Origin of the sequence: Amycolatopsis albispora (assembly GCF_003312875.1) — a bacterium.
Classification (GTDB): domain Bacteria; phylum Actinomycetota; class Actinomycetes; order Mycobacteriales; family Pseudonocardiaceae; genus Amycolatopsis; species Amycolatopsis albispora.
In genome coordinates, this window is sequence record NZ_CP015163.1 from 7,606,618 (window position 1) to 7,622,776 (window position 16,159).

17 protein-coding genes are annotated in these 16,159 nt (G+C 70.3%); 11 read left to right on the forward strand and 6 right to left on the reverse strand.

All coding sequences use genetic code 11. From position 1 onward, the window contains the following. Positions 1 to 54 precede the first annotated feature (54 nt). Positions 55 to 960 carry a LysR family transcriptional regulator gene (locus A4R43_RS36110; protein WP_113696183.1) on the reverse strand — a complete coding sequence of 302 codons (906 nt, stop codon included), beginning with the start codon at positions 958 to 960 and terminating at the stop codon, positions 55 to 57. A 62-nt stretch (positions 961 to 1,022) separates the two neighbouring features. Between A4R43_RS36110 and A4R43_RS36115 the strand changes: the two genes are divergently transcribed. Beyond that, entirely contained in the window at positions 1,023 to 2,216 is a 1,194-nt protein-coding gene (locus A4R43_RS36115) for an MFS transporter (RefSeq protein WP_113696184.1), read from the forward strand. Here the strand turns inward: A4R43_RS36115 and A4R43_RS36120 are convergent. Further along, positions 2,205 to 2,831 carry an O-methyltransferase gene (locus A4R43_RS36120; protein WP_113696185.1) on the reverse strand — a complete coding sequence of 209 codons (627 nt, stop codon included), beginning with the start codon at positions 2,829 to 2,831 and terminating at the stop codon, positions 2,205 to 2,207. The genes A4R43_RS36115 and A4R43_RS36120 overlap by 12 nt on opposite strands. A gap of 179 nt (positions 2,832 to 3,010) precedes the next feature. Here A4R43_RS36120 and sigE point away from each other — a divergent pair, with 179 nt between their 5' ends. From sigE to tatB, 4 genes are all read left to right on the forward strand, one after another. Continuing rightward, positions 3,011 to 3,640, forward strand: a complete 630-nt coding sequence (gene sigE, locus A4R43_RS36125) for an RNA polymerase sigma factor SigE (protein WP_113696186.1) — start codon at positions 3,011 to 3,013, stop codon at positions 3,638 to 3,640. Then, entirely contained in the window at positions 3,637 to 4,293 is a 657-nt protein-coding gene (locus tag A4R43_RS36130) for an anti-sigma factor family protein (RefSeq protein ID WP_113696187.1), read from the forward strand. Before sigE ends, A4R43_RS36130 begins: the two co-directional genes overlap by 4 nt. 98 nt (positions 4,294 to 4,391) lie before the next feature. Continuing rightward, on the forward strand, positions 4,392 to 5,930 hold the full coding sequence (locus A4R43_RS36135) for a S1C family serine protease (RefSeq protein WP_113696188.1): 1,539 nt from the start codon (positions 4,392 to 4,394) through the stop codon (positions 5,928 to 5,930). Between the two features lie 68 nt (positions 5,931 to 5,998). Further along, on the forward strand, positions 5,999 to 6,409 hold the full coding sequence (tatB, locus tag A4R43_RS36140; RefSeq protein ID WP_113696189.1) for a Sec-independent protein translocase protein TatB: 411 nt from the start codon (positions 5,999 to 6,001) through the stop codon (positions 6,407 to 6,409). 83 nt (positions 6,410 to 6,492) lie between these two features. On the opposite strand, the gene A4R43_RS36145 is transcribed toward tatB, so the two are convergent. Genes A4R43_RS36145 through A4R43_RS36155 form a run of 3 tightly spaced genes read right to left on the reverse strand, consistent with a single transcriptional unit; the run spans position 6,493 to position 9,454 of the window. Next, positions 6,493 to 7,638, reverse strand: coding sequence for an Mrp/NBP35 family ATP-binding protein (locus A4R43_RS36145; protein ID WP_113696190.1), 1,146 nt, complete (start codon positions 7,636 to 7,638; stop codon positions 6,493 to 6,495). 9 nt (positions 7,639 to 7,647) lie between these two features. Then, positions 7,648 to 8,160 carry a DUF1003 domain-containing protein gene (locus A4R43_RS36150; RefSeq protein ID WP_113696191.1) on the reverse strand — a complete coding sequence of 171 codons (513 nt, stop codon included), beginning with the start codon at positions 8,158 to 8,160 and terminating at the stop codon, positions 7,648 to 7,650. Then, entirely contained in the window at positions 8,153 to 9,454 is a 1,302-nt protein-coding gene (locus A4R43_RS36155; RefSeq protein ID WP_113696192.1) for a magnesium transporter MgtE N-terminal domain-containing protein, read from the reverse strand. The genes A4R43_RS36150 and A4R43_RS36155 overlap by 8 nt, the downstream gene beginning before the upstream one ends. Positions 9,455 to 9,581: 127 nt before the next feature. Here A4R43_RS36155 and A4R43_RS36160 point away from each other — a divergent pair, with 127 nt between their 5' ends. Then, a complete protein-coding gene (locus A4R43_RS36160; RefSeq protein ID WP_113696193.1) occupies positions 9,582 to 10,409 on the forward strand; it encodes an SPFH domain-containing protein in 828 nt (275 codons plus the stop codon). On the opposite strand, the gene A4R43_RS36165 is transcribed toward A4R43_RS36160, so the two are convergent. Then, on the reverse strand, positions 10,406 to 10,789 hold the full coding sequence (locus tag A4R43_RS36165; RefSeq protein WP_113696194.1) for a DUF4190 domain-containing protein: 384 nt from the start codon (positions 10,787 to 10,789) through the stop codon (positions 10,406 to 10,408). The genes A4R43_RS36160 and A4R43_RS36165 overlap by 4 nt on opposite strands. Positions 10,790 to 10,961: 172 nt before the next feature. On the opposite strand from A4R43_RS36165, the gene A4R43_RS36170 reads away from it, so the two are divergent. From A4R43_RS36170 to A4R43_RS36190, 5 genes are all read left to right on the forward strand, one after another. After that, positions 10,962 to 12,158, forward strand: coding sequence for an acyl-CoA dehydrogenase family protein (locus tag A4R43_RS36170; RefSeq protein WP_113696195.1), 1,197 nt, complete (start codon positions 10,962 to 10,964; stop codon positions 12,156 to 12,158). 74 nt (positions 12,159 to 12,232) lie between these two features. Then, positions 12,233 to 12,763, forward strand: a complete 531-nt coding sequence (locus A4R43_RS36175; RefSeq protein ID WP_113698117.1) for a YflT domain-containing protein — start codon at positions 12,233 to 12,235, stop codon at positions 12,761 to 12,763. 273 nt (positions 12,764 to 13,036) lie between these two features. Next, the gene (locus A4R43_RS36180) at positions 13,037 to 14,359 is read left to right on the forward strand and encodes an ABC transporter substrate-binding protein (protein WP_113696196.1); all 1,323 of its coding nucleotides are present in this window, start codon (positions 13,037 to 13,039) and stop codon (positions 14,357 to 14,359) included. Then, positions 14,356 to 15,309, forward strand: a complete 954-nt coding sequence (locus A4R43_RS36185) for a carbohydrate ABC transporter permease (RefSeq protein ID WP_113696197.1) — start codon at positions 14,356 to 14,358, stop codon at positions 15,307 to 15,309. The genes A4R43_RS36180 and A4R43_RS36185 overlap by 4 nt, the downstream gene beginning before the upstream one ends. Then, complete coding sequence (locus A4R43_RS36190) at positions 15,309 to 16,151, forward strand: carbohydrate ABC transporter permease (RefSeq protein ID WP_113696198.1); 843 nt, start codon at positions 15,309 to 15,311, stop codon at positions 16,149 to 16,151. Before A4R43_RS36185 ends, A4R43_RS36190 begins: the two co-directional genes overlap by 1 nt. Positions 16,152 to 16,159 lie beyond the last annotated feature (8 nt).

Below are 16,159 nucleotides of genomic sequence, written 5' to 3' on the forward strand. Positions count from 1 at the left end.
GTGGCGCGCCTTGGCTGCCGCCTACGCGTGATCGAGTACGCGTGCTGGTGCTGGTTACGCGTGATCCAGGACGTGGGTGCGGAAGTTGCGTACGGCGGGGGTGAGGTCGGCGCCCGCCGGCCAGACCAGGCCGATGGTGCGGGTGACCGGCGGTTCGAGCGGGACTTCGGCGACGCCCGCCGGTGGGCCCGGCTCGAAACGGGGGAGCAGCGCGACGCCCAATCCGGCGGCCACCAGGCCTCGCACGGTGTCCGACTCCTGCCCTTCGAAGGCGATCGACGGGGTGAAACCGGCGGCCAGGCACAGTTCGTCGGTTATCTGGCGTAGGCCGTAGCCCGGTTCGAGGGTGACAAAAGCTTCCTCGGCGAGTTCACCCGCGTGCACGCGGTCGCGCGAGGCGAGTGGGTGGGCGGCGGGCACGCTCAGGCGCAGCTCCTCGTGGGTGAGCGTGGCCGAGCCGAACACCGGGTCGGCGGGCAGCGGGGCGACGAGCGCCAGATCGATGTCCCCGGTGCGCAGCCGGTCCAGCACATCCTGGCGCGAACCCTGCACCAGGCTGAACCGCACATTCGGGTGCGCCCGCCGGAACCCCGCCAGCAGCCGCGGCACCAGTGACCGCCCGAGCAGGTGAAGGAAACCGAGCACCACGTGCCCGCGGTCCGGGCGGACCTCCTCTCTGGCCAAGCGAGCGCCGCTCTCTAATGAGAGCAGTGCTCTCTCGGCAGCGTCGGCCAGCAGCTGGCCAGCCCGCGTGAGCCGAATTCCCCGCCCATCGGGCGCCGTCAGCGAGGCGCCGAGCCGCTGGCCGAGCGCGGCGAGCCGGCGGCTGGCCGTCGGCTGCGGCAGGCCGACCAGTTCCGCCGCCCGGGTGATGTTGTTGGTCACGCGCAGCGCCGCCAGCAACGCCAGGTCGGGCGCCAGCTCCTGGACAAAGCGCTGGTCGGTGGATTCATTCAGCACGGTATCGATTGTCGCTGATGGACGTATTAGACGTATTGGTTAGCGCGGCTTAGCTTCGACGGGTGACCACCACCGCGCCCGCGCCCGCCACCGAGGCCGCCCCCACGCGGCGGGTCACGCTGGCCGTCGCGGCGGCCGGCATCTCCTCGTTCGCCCTGCTCTACGCGCCCCAGCCGGTGCTGCCGCAGCTCGCCGAGCGGTTCCACCTCGACCCCGGCGGCGCGTCGCTCGCGGTCAGCGTGGCGACCGGTTCGCTCGCGATCTCCGTGCTGCCGATCGCGACGCTGTCCGAGGTGATCGGCAGGCGCCGCGTGATCCTGGCGTCGGTGCTCTCGTCGGTACTGCTCGGCCTGGCGCTGCCGTTCGCCCCGGACTTCACGACGTTGCTGGTGCTGCGCGCCCTCCAGGGCATCGCGATCGCAGGCTTCGCCGGGGTCGCCGCCGCGTACCTCGCCGAGCGGCTCGGCAAGGCAGGCGTGGCCGCGGCGGTGGGCGCGATGATCGCCGGGAACACCGTCGGCGGCATGCTCGGGCGGTTGTCGAGCGGGTTCGCCGCGGACTGGCTCGGCTGGCCAGGCGCGCTCGGCCTGACCGCCGGATTGGCACTGGTCTGCGCCCTGCTGACGGTCTTTTCCCTGCCAAAGTCGGAGGCGCCCCCGGCGGGCAGGCGGGCCAAGGTGCTCAGCGGTTTCCGCGCGGCGCTGTCCAGCCGGGTGCTGCTCGCCCAGTACGCGGTGGCGCTGCTCGCGATGGGTTCGTTCGTCGCGCTGTACAACGCGGCCGGGTTCCGGCTCACCGGCGAACCGCTGGACCTCTCGCCCGCGATCGCGTCGCTGGTCTTCCTCGCCTACGCGATGGGCACGTTCACCTCCGGTTACGCCGGACGGCTGGTCGCGCGGTTCGGCAGGCTCCGCACGCAGGCGGGCGCGCTGGTGCTCACCGTGCTCGGGGCGTCACTGACCATTGTGGACTCGCTGATCTGCGTCGCCGCCGGGTTCGTGGTGCTGACCGGGGGCTTCTTCGCCGCGCACGCGGTGGCCAACGGCTGGGCCGCCGCCGAGGCGCCACCGGGCGCGCGCGGGCAGGCGGGCGGGCTCTACACGCTGGCGTACTACCTGGGCAGCAGCGTCGGCGGCACGGTCGGCGCCACCGTCTACGGGCACGCGGGCTGGGCGTGGCTCATCGCGCTCGCGGCGGCCTGGCTGCTGCTCGCGCTGCTCGTTTCGGTGCTGGCCGCGAAAGCCTCACGCCATTGACGCGACCAGCAGGCCACCGCCGACCGGCAGCACCGCGGGCACCAGGCGCTCGTCGTCGCGCACCGCGCGGGCCACGTCCCGCATGGCCAGCGTCTCCGGGTCACGGCCGTTGCGCACCCCGGACAGCAGGTTGTGGAACGCGATCACCCCGCCGGGGCGCAGCAGCTGCACGCCCTCGTCGAAGTAGTTCGGGTACTCGGCACGCGCGGCGTCGACAAAAACCAGGTCGTACCCGCCCGTGGTGAGCCGGGGCAGCACGTCCAGCGCCCGGCCCATGATCAGCCGCGTGCGCCCCGGCGGCAGTCCGGCCTCGAGAAAGGTCTTGCGGGCCGCGCGGTGGAACTCGGGCTCGATGTCGATCGAGGTGAGCACCCCGTCCTCGGCCATGCCGCGCAGCAGGTAGAGCCCGCTGACCCCGACGCCGGTGCCGACTTCCACCACCGCCCTGGCCTGCAGCGTCGCGGCGAGAAAGCTCAGCGTGGCCCCGCAGGCCGCGCCGACCGGGGCGCACCCCAGCTCGGCCGACCTGGCGCGCGACGCGACCAGTACCTCATCGTCGGGCAGGTAGCCCTCGACGAAGACGCCCAGGTCGTCCAGGTGTGTGTCGGAGTGCACGCCAGTGAGGTTAGCGGGGCCTGTCGACATATCAGCGCAGGCCGCGCCTGCGGACTTCTCAGGCTCCTCTCAGCGCCGTCTCACTACAACCATAAGGAAGCCGGACAGACTCTTGCCAAGGAACCGGGAACACCCTGCGCGGGGACAGCGTTAGGGGAAGTAGTTGGGAGATCAGCCTGATGGAGGTGCCTTCCCCCACGATGCAGAAGAGCACGCAGGTCGAGCCGGTGGCCGTCGACGAGACCGTCGAAGCCGCCTGGACGCCGCCGTCCTGGGACGAGGTGGTGCGCGAGCACGCCGACCGGGTCTACCGCCTGGCCTACCGCCTCACCGGTAACACCCACGACGCGGAGGACCTCACCCAGGAGACCTTCATCCGGGTGTTCCGTTCGCTCGCCAACTACAAGCCCGGCACCTTCGAGGGCTGGCTGCACCGCATCACCACGAATCTCTTCCTCGACATGGCCCGGCGCCGCTCCCGCGTGCGCATGGAGGGCCTGCCGGAGGACACCGACCGCATCGTGGGCGACGACCCGAGCCCCGAGCAGGTCTACTCGGACACCCATCTCGACCCCGACCTGCAGGCCGCGCTGGACGAGCTCCCGCCGGAGTTCCGCGCCGCGGTGGTGCTGTGCGACGTCGAGGGGCTGTCCTACGAGGAGATCGGCGCGACGCTCGGGGTCAAGCTCGGCACCGTGCGCAGCCGCATCCACCGCGGCCGCCAGGCCCTGCGTGCCTCGCTGGAGCGCGCGCGGGCGATGAAGCGCGAGGCGATCCCGGTGCCCGCCACAGCGGGGGCGCCGGCATGACGGAAGCTCGCGGTTGGGGCCTGCCCGAGTCGCACCTGCTGCCCGACGCGGTGGTCGCGTTCGTCGACGGTGAGCTCTCCCTCGGCGCGCGGGACCGCGCGTCGAGCCACATCGCCCGCTGCCCTTCGTGCGCGGGTGAAGTGGCCGCGCAGCGCCAAGCCCGCGCGGAGGTCAAGCGCGCGGACGCCCCCGCCATGTCGGCGGGGTTCCTGGCCAGCCTCCGCTCCATCCCCCAGCACACCGAGCTGAGCACCACGCCGGACAACCTGGCGATCACCGAGGACGGCCAGCTGGTCGCCATCCAGCGGCCGGATCGGGTGGCCGGCCTGCGGGACGGCTCGGCGCCGCTCGGCTCGTCGGCGCCGCTGGGCAACTCGCGCAACGTGCTCGGCGGCGGCCGCTTCGGCGTCTCCGGGCGGCGTGCCGCCCAGGGCGCGGGCGTGGTCGTCTCCGGGCTGGTGCTCAGCGCGCTCGCGCTGGTGGTCACCTCCGGCACCGACGGTGGTGACGTGGCCACCGATCCCAAGCAGGACCCGCTCTCCGGCGTGCTGCCCGCGCAGTTCGGCGCGAACCCGCCGGTCGCGACCAGCCTGGTGCCCACGCCGTCCTCCGCTCCGGCGAGCACCACGCCCAGCCTGCCCTCCGGGCGCTGAGCAGGGGCGAAACGCCTACTTCACCGGGCAGGCGGCAGAATTCCCGGCAAACGTCCGGCGTGGAATCGCGCCGACGCCGGTCACGCGTCGAGGAATGAATGAGCCAGCAGCCCAACCCGCAGCAGGACCCGTCCGGCGCGCCGCGGCGCGAGGACAGGCTCGCCCCACGGCCCCTGGACCGCCCGCCGGTGGATCCGGCGCAGGCGTCGGTTTTCGGCCGCCCGCGTGGCGTCGAAGGCGCCTTCGACCGGCTTTACGCCCCGGATTCCCGCAACGGCAAGGCGCAGCAGGTGACGCTCGCGCCGCCGCCCCCCGAGTCGCTGGCCGAGGCCTTCCGCCGTCCGCCGGACGCCGAGGGCGTGGTGCTGCAGCGCCCGGCCGACGACCAGGGCGCGAGCGCTCCCGCCGAAACCGAGCCGCCGCTGTGGTCCCGGCCCGCCGACCCGTGGCGCGACCCGAACGCCGGCGCGCTGCTCGGCGGTCCGGCGGTGGCGACCGAGGAAAAGCCCAAGGAAGACCCGGAGGAGCGCCCGCCCGGCGCGATGCTCAGCCTGCCCGAGGTGCTGTTCGGGCGGCGCGTGAAGCCCACCGCGCTGGCCCTGCTCGGCGTGATCGCGCTGTTGATCGGCGCGGTCGGCGGCCTGGCGGGCTGGTGGTTGTCCGATCGCGGGGACGCGCTGACCGGTGAGCTGAACATCGCCGAGGCCGAGGCGGGCAAGGAGCGGCCCCCGGGCTCGGTGGCCGACGTCGCGCAGCGCGTGGCGCCCGCGGTGGTGTCGCTGGAGATCCGGATCGGCGAGGGCGGCGGCAGCGGCTCGGGCGTGGTGATCGATCCGCAGGGCTACATCCTCACCAACGACCACGTGGTCTCGATGGCGGTCAAGGACCAGTCCGCCAAGATCACCGCGGTGTTCATCAACGGCGCGCGGACCGAGGCCAAGGTGGTGGGCACCGATCCGAAGACCGATCTCGCGGTGGTCAAGGTGAGCGTGCCGGACCCGGTGGTGGCGCAGGTCGGCAAGTCGGCCGACCTGGCGGTCGGTGACTCGGTGCTGGCGGTCGGCTCGCCGCTGGGCCTGGAGAACACGGTGACCAGCGGGATCGTCAGCGCGCTGAACCGGCCGATCGGCATGCCGGGCGAGAACGGCGGCCCGCCGTCGGTCTACGGCGCGATCCAGACCGACGCGCCGATCAACCCGGGCAACTCCGGTGGCGCGCTGGTGGATTCGACGGGTGCGCTGGTCGGCATCAACACCTCGATCCTCGGGGGCGGGGAAGGCCAGGGCGGCAACATCGGCATCGGCTTCGCCATCCCGATCGACCAGGCGATCCGGATCAGCCGGGCGCTGATCGAGCAGGGCTCGGTCAAGCACGCCGACCTGGGGCTGAACGCGGCCTCGGTGGCGGCGAACACCTCCGAGGGCGCGCAGGTGCAGAACGTGGCGCCGGGCGGCCCCGCGGCCGCGGCCGGCATCGCCGAGGGCGACGTGATCACCAAGGTCGGCGACCGGATCGTGCGGACCGCGACCGAGCTGACCGTGGTGGTGCGCGAGCACAACATCGGCGACGTGGTGCCGGTGCAGCTGTCGCGGCAGGGCAGGCAGCTGGTGGTCGACGTCACGCTGGGCTCGGACTGACCCTGGGTTCGTCACCGGATCGGGCGGTACGCTGAGCTTGGCGCAGTGCACAAGGCGGAGGTCACAGGGTGTTCGAGAGCGTTGGCTGGGGCGAAATCCTCGTCCTCATCGTGGCCGGGCTGTTCATTCTGGGCCCGGAGCGGCTGCCCGATGCGGCGGCCTGGCTGGGCCGGAGCATGCGCAAGGTGCGTGATTTCGCCAGCGGGGCGCGGCAGCAGCTCAAGGACGAGATGGGCCCGGAGTTCGAGGAGTACCGCAAGCCGCTGGAGGACCTGCGGCAGCTGCGGAACTTCGACCCGAAGCGCGCGGTCACGCAGCACCTGTTCGACGGTGACGCCGACCCGCTGGGCCTGAACAGCATCAACGGCAACGGCGGCAGCGAGCCCGCGAAGCCGAACGGCCACCCGGCGGTCGCCTCACCGGCGCCGGAACCGCTGAAGCCGGGCGAAAAGCCCCCGGTCGACCCGGACGCCACCTGACCCCTGTGTCACGAATGTGGCTTTCGGGACGCCAAACGTCTCGAAAGCCACATTCGTGACACGGGCTGGCTAGCTCGCGAAGGTCAGCGGCCTGCTGGGGTGACGTTCAGCATCATGCCGGCCAGGCCCCGTGCCCGGACCGAAAGCTTCTCGGCGGCCGCCGTCAGGACCTGGGCCGCGGGTGCCTCCGGCGCCGACAGCACGATCGGCGTCCCGGCGTCGCCCTGTTCGCGCAGGCGCGGGTCCAGCGGCACCTGACCCAGCAGCGGCACCGTCGAGCCCACCGACTTCGACAGCGAGTCGGCCACGGACTGGCCGCCGCCGGAACCGAAGATCTCCATGCGCGAACCGTCCGGCTGCTCCAGCCACGACATGTTCTCGATCACCCCGGCCACCCGCTGCCGCGTCTGCAGCGCGATCGCCCCGGCCCGCTCGGCCACCTCGGCGGCCGCCTGCTGCGGCGTGGTCACCACCAGGATCTCCGCGTTCGGGATCAGCTGCGCCACCGAGATCGCGATGTCACCGGTGCCCGGCGGCAGGTCCAGCAGCAGGATGTCCAGGTCGCCCCAGAACACGTCGGCCAGGAACTGCTGCAGGGCGCGGTGCAGCATCGGCCCGCGCCACACCACCGGCGTGTTGCCCGGGGTGAACATGCCGATCGAGATGACCTTCACGCCGTGCGCCTGCGGCGGCATGATCATGGTGTCGACCTTGGTCGGCTTCTCGCCGGCCCCCAGCATCCGCGGCACCGAGTGGCCGTAGATGTCCGCGTCGACCACGCCGACGGACAGCCCGCGCTTGGCCATCGCCGCCGCGAGGTTCACCGTCACGCTCGACTTGCCGACCCCGCCCTTGCCGGAGGCCACGCAGTACACCCTGGTCAGTGAGCCCGGCTGGGCGAACGGGATCACCGGCTCCTTGGCGTCTCCGCGCAGCGACTTGCGCAGCTCGGTGCGCTGCTCGTCGCTCATCACGTCCAGCTCGACGCGCACGCTCCGCACGCCGTCGAGCTTTTCCACCGCGGCGGTGGTGTCCTTGGTGATGGTGTCCTTGAGCGGACAGCCGGCCACGGTCAGGTAGATGGCGACCGTCACCACGCCGTCCTCGCCGACGGTGACGTCCTTGACCATGCCGAGCTCGGTGATCGGTTTCTTGATCTCCGGGTCGTAGACGGTCTTCAGCGCCTCGCGGACGTCGTCGGTGGTCGGGAGCTGTCCAGTGCTGGTCACTCTTCCATGTTACGTATCGGTACTACTGCTCCGAGCCCGGCTCTTGCGCGGCTTGGTGTCGAGGTCCTCTCGCAGCTTGTCCAGCTCACCGCGCAGGTAGTCGCGGGTGGCCACCTCACCGACGGCCAGCCGCAGCGCGGCCAGCTCCCTGGCCAGGTACTCGGTGTCCGCCTTGGTCTGCGCGGCGCGGGTCCGGTCCTCCTCCAGCGACACCCGGTCGCGGTCGTCCTGCCGGTTCTGCGCGAGCAGGATCAGCGGCGCGGCGTACGCGGCCTGGGTGGAGAACGCCAGGTTGAGCAGGATGAACGGGTACGGGTCCCACCGCAGCGACACCGCCGCCAGGTTCAGCGTGATCCACACGATGACGGTCAGCGTCTGCCAGAACAGGTACTTGCCGGTGCCGAGGAAGCGCGCGACCCGTTCGGTGAACCGGCCGAAGGCGTCCGGATCGAGACGGGCGCCGAACCGCCGCCGTCCGGCGCGCGGCTGGTCGAGCCTCCGTCGGGGATGGAGCTCAGGCACGTTCCCACTCCTCGGACTTCATCGGATCGGCCGAACGCACGTCGTGCAGGCCGGTCTCGCGCCAGCCCTCCGGCAGCAGGTGGTCGAGCACGTCGTCCACGGTGACCGCGCCGATCAGGTGGTCGCCGGCGTCCACCACCGGGCCGCACGCCAGGTTGTACGCGGCGAAGTACCGGGTGACCTCGGTCAGCGTGGCGCCGGGGCGCAGCGCGGGCAGGTCGGTGTCGACGGCGCTGGCGACCAGGTCCGCCGGGGGTTCCCGGAGCAGCCGCTGGAAGTGCACGCAGCCGACGTACCGGCCGGTCGGCGTGGCCTGCGGCGGGCGGCAGACAAAAACCATGGTGGCCAGCGCGGCGGGCAGTTCCGGGTTGCGGATGCGGGCCAGCGCCTCGGCGACGGTGGCGTCGGGCGAGAGCACCACCGGCTCCGGCGTCATCAGCCCGCCGGCGGTGTCCGACGAGTACGCCAGCAGCCGCCGCACCGGCTCCGACTCCTCGGGTTCCATCAGCTCCAGCAGCCGGCTCTGGTCGGCCGGGGTCAGCTCGGCGAGCAGGTCGGCGGCGTCGTCGGGGTTCATCGCCTCGAGAATGTCCGCGGCGCGTTCCTCGGCGAGGTAGCCGAGCAGGTCCTTCTGGTCGTCCTCCGGCATTTCCTCGATCACGTCGGCCAGCCGCTCGTCGTCCATCGCGTCGGCGACCTCGTGCCGCCGCTTGACCGGCAGGTCCCGCAGCGTGGCGGCGATGTCCACGGCACGCATGGTGTCGAACAGCATCAGCAGCTGCCCGGCGCCCTGCGGCTGCTCGGTCAGGTCGCCGAGGCTGAGCCCGGACACCTCGGTCCACGGCACCACCTGCAACGACGACCGCCGCCGCCCCAGCCCGAGCCGTGAGCTGCGCTCCCGGACAGCCAGCTTCGCGAGCACCCAGTCGCGGGTGCGGGTGGGCTCCATCGCGGCGTCGGCCACGGTGACCCGGACGCCGCCGAGTTCGGCGCGGGCGTCGGCCAGCTGCCCGAGCACCAGTACTTCGTTGGGGCGGCGGTGGAACTGGCGCATGTTCACCGAGCCGGTGGCGAGGGTGACCGCGTTCGGCTCGATCGAGGTGACCCGCAGCATCGGCACGAAGACCCGGCGGCGGGTGGCCAGCTCGACCACCAGCCCGAGCACCCGCGGTGCCTGCTGGTCCAGCCGGAGCCCGGCGACCAGGTCACGCACCTTGCCGATGGACTCGCCGTCCGGGCCGAACACCGGTAAACCGGCCAGTTGAGCAGCGAAAACGCGGTTCACGGCGGCCATAGCCGAAGACTAACCGAGCGTGGAGCCCTTCGCCGGGGGCCGCGAGGCGCGGCCGATTCGAGGCAGTGACCGGGGTCACAGCGGGAGTAACATCGAGGCGAGGGGGCCGTGCGTCGCGGGAGGCGCCATGCTGATGGAAATCCTCACCGCCGCCGTGGTGGTGGCCGGGCTGGGACTGGCCTCGGCGGTCCGGGTGGTCAAGCAGTACGAGCGCGGGCTGGTCTACCGCTTCGGCCGGGTGCGGCCGAAGGTCCGCGAAGCCGGGCTGGTGCTGCTCGTGCCGCTGGTCGACCGGCTGCAGAAGGTCAACATGCAGATCGTCACCATGCCGGTGCCCGCGCAGGACGGCATCACCCGGGACAACGTGACGGTCAAGGTGGACGCGGTGGTCTACTTCAAGGTGACCGATCCGGTGCTGGCCGCGGTGAACGTGGAGGACTACCGCTCGGCGGTCGGCCAGGTCGCGCAGACCTCGCTGCGCTCGATCATCGGCAAGAGCGAGCTGGACGACCTGCTGTCCAACCGCGAGCACCTCAACGAGGGGCTGGAACTGCTCATCGACAGCCCGGCGCTGGGCTGGGGCATCCACATCGACCGGGTGGAGATCAAGGACGTCGCACTGCCGGAGGGCATGAAGCGCTCGATGTCACGGCAGGCCGAAGCCGAGCGGGAACGGCGCGCGCGGGTGATTTCGGCGGACGGCGAGCTGCAGGCTTCGCACAAACTGGCCGAGGCGGCGGCCGCGATGGCGGACACCCCCTCGGCGCTGCAACTGCGGTTGCTGGAGACGGTGGTGCAGGTGGCCGCGGAGAAGAATTCGACGCTCGTGCTGCCGTTCCCGGTGGAACTGCTGCGGTTCCTCGACCACGCGACCAAGACGGGCGAAGGGGCCGTCGCGCCGAAACCACGCGAACCCAGCGACGACACCCCCGCCCCGGTCAACCCGCCCGGCTAGTCGAAGTCCCAGTCGGTGGCGATGCCCGCGATCAGCAGGATGACCAGCGCGATCACCAGCAGGCCGACCACCACCCAGCCGATGATGATCGCGGCCAGCGCCATGCCCTGCCCGCCCGCCTCGCCGCGCTTGGCCTTGGCGTAGGCGATGTGGCCGAGGATCAGCCCGACGATGGACAGGATGCCGCCGCACGCGACCAGGCCGACGATCGAGCAGATCATCGCCGCCACGGCCATGCCCTGGTCCTGGTTCTGCATCGGCTGGGGATAGCCGTAGCCGTACCCCGGCTGGGGATACTGCTGCTGCGGATAACCACCCGACGGGGGGCCGTAGGACTGCGGCTGCTGTTGCTGGCCGTAGGGATCCTGGGGATAACTCATGGGCGAACTCCACCCCTGCCTGTTGAACGCCGAACCGGCGCTCACCGTAGCGTCCCGGTGGTGAGCGCGCTCATAGCAGTCCGGAACGAGTCAGGTCATACTCACCGGTAACACTCCAATGCTCCACCGCCACGCGGCCGCGCCTCGCCGGAAGAAGATGAAGGAGCCAACGATGGCCCGCCTCGCCCAGACGGCCGGACTGACCGACGTCCAGTCCGAGATCCTGTCCACGGTCCGCTCGTTCGTCGACAAGGAGGTCATCCCGCACGCCCAGGAACTGGAGCACGCGGACACCTATCCGGCGGACATCGTCGAGGGCATGAAGGAGATGGGCCTGTTCGGGCTGACGATCCCGGAGGAGTACGGCGGCCTCGGCGAGTCGCTGCTGACCTACGCGCTGGTGGTGGAGGAGATCGCGCGTGGCTGGATGAGCGTGTCCGGCGTGATCAACACGCACTTCATCGTGGCGCACATGATCTCCCGGCACGGCACCGAGGAGCAGAAGAAGCACTTCCTGCCGCGGATGGCCACCGGTGAGGTGCGGGGCTCGTTCTCCATGTCGGAGCCGGATCTGGGCTCGGACGTGGCCGCGATCAAAACGAAGGCCCGCCGCGACGGCGACGACTACGTGATCGACGGCGCGAAGATGTGGCTGACCAACGGCGGCAGCTCGAACCTGATCGCGTTGCTGGTGCGCACCGACGAGGGCGCCGAGAAGGCGCACCAGAACCTGACCACGTTCCTGGTGGAGAAGCCGGAGGGCTTCGGTGAGGTGGTGCCGGGGCTGACCATTCCCGGCAAGATCGAGAAGATGGGCTACAAGGGCGTCGACACCACCGAGGCGGTGTTCGACGGCTTCCGCATCGGCGCGGACAAGGTGCTGGGTGCCGCGCCGGGCAAGGGTTTCGCGTACATGATGGACGGTGTCGAGGTCGGCCGCGTGAACGTGGCCGCGCGCGCCTGCGGCATCGCGATCCGGGCGTTCGAGCTGGCGGTGGAGTACGCCCAGCAGCGCAGGACCTTCGGCAAGCCCATCGCCGAGCACCAGGCCATCGCGTTCAAGCTGGCCGAGATGGCCACCAAGGTCGAGGCCGCGCACCTGATGATGGTGAACGCGGCGCGGCTGAAGGACTCCGGCGCGCGCAACGACGTCGAAGCGGGCATGGCGAAGCTGATCGCCAGCGAGTACTGCGCCGAGGTGACGCAGGAGGCCTTCCGCATCCACGGCGGCTACGGCTACTCGAAGGAGTACGAGATCGAGCGGCTGATGCGCGAGGCCCCGTTCCTGCTGATCGGCGAGGGCACCAGCGAGATCCAGAAGACGATCATCAGCCGCGGCCTGCTCCGCGAGTACAAATCCCGAGGCTGATCGGGGTACCTGGTTAGCCAGGAGCGCGCCGGGTTGGCAGGATGGAGGCATCCCTCCGCGTAGAGCAACAGGTGATCAACTTGACCGGTCCGTTCTCCTCCGCGCGCCCCGCGCCGGGTCAGCCCCGCCTGCCCACCCCGCCGACCGGATGGCCGGTGGGCTCGTACGGCACCTACGAGGAGGCGCAGAGCGCGGTCGAACACCTCGCGTCGAACGAGCTGGAAGTGCGCGACGTGACCATCGTCGGCGTGGACCTGATGCTCGTCGAGCGGGTGGTCGGCAGGCTGTCCTGGGGCAAGGTGCTCGGCACCGGCGCGATTTCCGGCGCCTGGCTCGGCCTGCTGATCGGGCTGCTGCTGAGCGTGTTCTCCCCGCCGGGTACCAGCCCGGCGCCGCCGATCCTGGTCGGCCTGGCCGCCGGTGTGCTGTTCGGCCTGATCACCGCGGCGATGAGCTATTCGCTGACCAAGGGGCGTCGTGACTTCTCCTCCACCAGCCAGCTGGTGGCGGGGCGGTACGACGTGCTGTGCCAGCCGCGCAACGCCGAGCGGGCCCGCGATCTGCTCGCGAAGCACGCGATGCGCTCGCCCGGCGCACTGGGCTAGTACACCCCGTTCGGCTCCCGTTTTTGTGCCCGCTACGCTGAGCCGTTTTGCGGTATACCGCAGGATTTCCCTAAGTTCAGCCTAAATCGCTGAATCGTTACGGTCATTGCTTGCGGCCGGTGATCGCCGGGCATAAGTTGCTGTGCACCGGTCGGGCCCGCACGAGGCGGTCATTCGTGCCAGCCCGACGCCATGCACGTCGGGGTGCTGGCGTGGCTCTTCAATTCACCGCGCCGTGGTTCCTCCGAGCGTGCGCGCTGGGAAGGAGGCCAGATGGGGAAAGCGAACGCCAGGAACCGGCGAGGACGTTCGCCCGGACGGGCGATGTCGGTTCTGGGCGCGGGGCTGATGGCCGCCGGATTGCTCACCGGGTGCGGTTCGAGCGGCGGCCTGAAGATCAACATCTACTACGCACCGGAGGACAACTTCCAGAAGGTTGTCGACCAGTGCAACACCAAGGCGGGCGGTCGCTACGAGATCGTCTACAACAAGCTTCCGCGTGGTGCGGACGGCCAGCGCGAGCAGATGGTGCGCCGACTGGCCGCTGGGGACGAGGGCCTGGACATCCTTGGCCTGGACGTGAACTGGGTGGCGGAGTTCGCCGAAGCCGGCTGGGCGGAGGAGTGGACCGGCGAGCACAAGGCGCAGGCGACCGCGGGCGTGCTGCCCGGTCCACTTGAGACGGCGACCTGGAACGGCAAGCTCTACGCCGCGCCGAAGAACACGAACGTGCAGCTGCTCTGGTACGACGACCGGGTCACCCCGGCCCCGCCGGAGACCTGGGACCAGATGATCGACCAGGCGCTCGCGCTCAAGGCGCAGGGCAAGCCGAGCGAGATCCTGTTCACCGGGGCGCAGTACGAGGGCCTGGTGGTCATCTACAACACGCTGGTCGAGTCGGCGGGCGGGCGGATCCTGTCCGAGGACGGCAAGTCCGTGGTGATGGACGAAGGCGCGGTCAAGGCGCTGGAGATCCTCAAGCGGGTGACCTCGTCGGGCATCACGAACCCGTCGCTGACCAACCAGAAGGAGGACGAGGTCCGCCAGCAGTTCCAGCGCGGCACCGGTGCCTTCGAGCTGAACTGGCCGTTCGTCTACCCCTCCTACAAGAAGGAGAAGCCGGAGGACCTGGCGCACTTCAAGTGGGCCACCTACCCGTCGGTGGTGCCCGGCCAGCCCGCGCGTACCACGATCGGTGGATACGACCTCGCGGTCAGCACGGCCTCGCGGCACAAGCCGGAGGCGTTCGAGGCCGCGTTGTGCCTGCGCAGCCCGGAAAGCCAGAAGTTCTCCGCGCTCAACGACGGGGTGCCGCCGACCATCGAGTCGCTCTACACCGACACCACGCCACTGGACCCGAGCAAGCCGGCCGGTGACGACAACCCGAGCATGGAAACGCAGTACCCGATGCGGGCGACGATTCTCGAGGCGCTCAAGAACGCCGCGGTCCGCCCGCTCACCCCGGCATACCAGAACGCGTCGACGGTGATGTCGAAGCTGCTGTCGCCGCCGTCGGCGATCGATCCGCGGGCCACCGCCGAAGAACTGCGCCAGCAGCTCGCCGACGCACTCGAGTCGAAGGGAGTGATCCCGTGACCGTCGCCGAACCAGCGGCGCCCGCGGCGACCGCCGCCAAGGGCGGCAAGCGGGCGAAACCGCCGCTGAGCGAGGGCAAGAAGGCGGAACGGCGGCTCGGGCTGCTGCTCTGCGCGCCGGCCGCGATCGTGATGATCGCGGTCACCGGCTGGCCGATCATCTACTCGATCTGGCTTTCCCTGCAGCGGTACGACCTCCGGTTCCCCGGGCAGCAGGAGTTCGTCGGCCTGGACAACTACGTGGCCGTGCTGACCAACTCCTACTGGTGGACCTCCTTCGGCACCACCATGTTGCTCACCGTGGTGTCGGTGGCGATCGAGCTGGTGCTCGGCATGGCGCTGGCGCTGATCATGCACCGGACCCTGGTCGGCCGCGGCCTGGTGCGCACGGTTTCGCTGATCCCGTACGGCATCGTCACCGTGGTCGCGGCGTTCTCGTGGTACTACGCGTGGACGCCGGACACCGGCTACCTGGCCAACCTGATCGCGCCGGAGTCGGCGCTGCTCACCGAGCGGCTGCCGTCGCTGGCGATCATCGTGCTGGCCGAGGTGTGGAAGACCACGCCGTTCATGGCGCTGCTGCTGATGGCCGGGCTGGCGCTGGTGCCGGACGACCTGCTCAAGGCGGCGTCGATGGACGGGGCCACCGCGTGGCAGCGGTTCACCAAGGTGATGCTGCCGGTGATGAAGCCGGCCATCCTGGTCGCGCTGCTGTTCCGCACGCTGGACGCGTTCCGCATCTTCGACAACATCTTCGTGCTCACCAACGGCGCGCAGGACACGTCGTCGGTGTCCATGCAGACCTACAACAACCTGATCAAGGGGCTGAACCTCGGAATCGGTTCCACGATGGCCGTGCTGATCTTCCTCACCGTGGCCATCATCGCCTTCATCTTCATCAAGGTGTTCGGCACCGCGGCGCCGGGCAGCGATCCGGGAGGTAAGCGCTGATGGTCATGGGAGGAGCGGCCACCGGTGGCCGCAAGCTCAAGTGGACCCTGATCGACATCGTGGTGGTGGTCTACGCGCTGTTCCCGGTGCTGTGGATCGTGTCGCTGTCGCTCAAGAGCAAGGAGACGCTCAACGACGGGAGCTTCATCCCGACCGAGTGGACCCTGCAGAACTACGCCGACATCTTCGCCACCACCGAGTTCATCCGGGCGCTGGTCAACTCGATCGGCATCGCGATCATCGCCACGGTGATCGCGGTGGTGCTCGGCACGATGGCGGCCTACGCGATCGCGCGGCTGGACTTCCCCGGCAAGCAGCTGCTGGTCGGCGTCTCGCTGCTGATCGCGATGTTCCCGCAGGTCTCGCTGGTCACCCCGCTGTTCAACATCGAGCGGGAACTCGGCCTGTTCGACACCTGGCCGGGGCTGATCCTGCCGTACATCACCTTCGCGCTGCCGCTGGCGATCTACACGCTGTCGGCCTTCTTCCGGGAGATCCCCTGGGAGCTGGAGAAGGCGGCGAAGATGGACGGGGCGACCCCGGCGCAGGCGTTCCGCCGGGTGATCGCGCCGCTGGCCGCGCCCGGGGTGTTCACCACCGCCATCCTGGTGTTCATCTTCTGCTGGAACGACTTCCTGTTCGCCATTTCGCTGACCTCGACCGAGTCCTCGCGCACGGTCCCGGCGGCGCTGTCGTTCTTCACCGGCTCCTCGCAGTTCGAGGACCCCACGGGCACGATCTCCGCGGCGGCCGTGGTGATCACCGTGCCGATCATCCTGTTCGTGTTGTTCTTCCAGCGCCGCATCGTCGCGGGGCTGACCTCCGGCGCCGTTAAGGGGTAAGTGCGGAA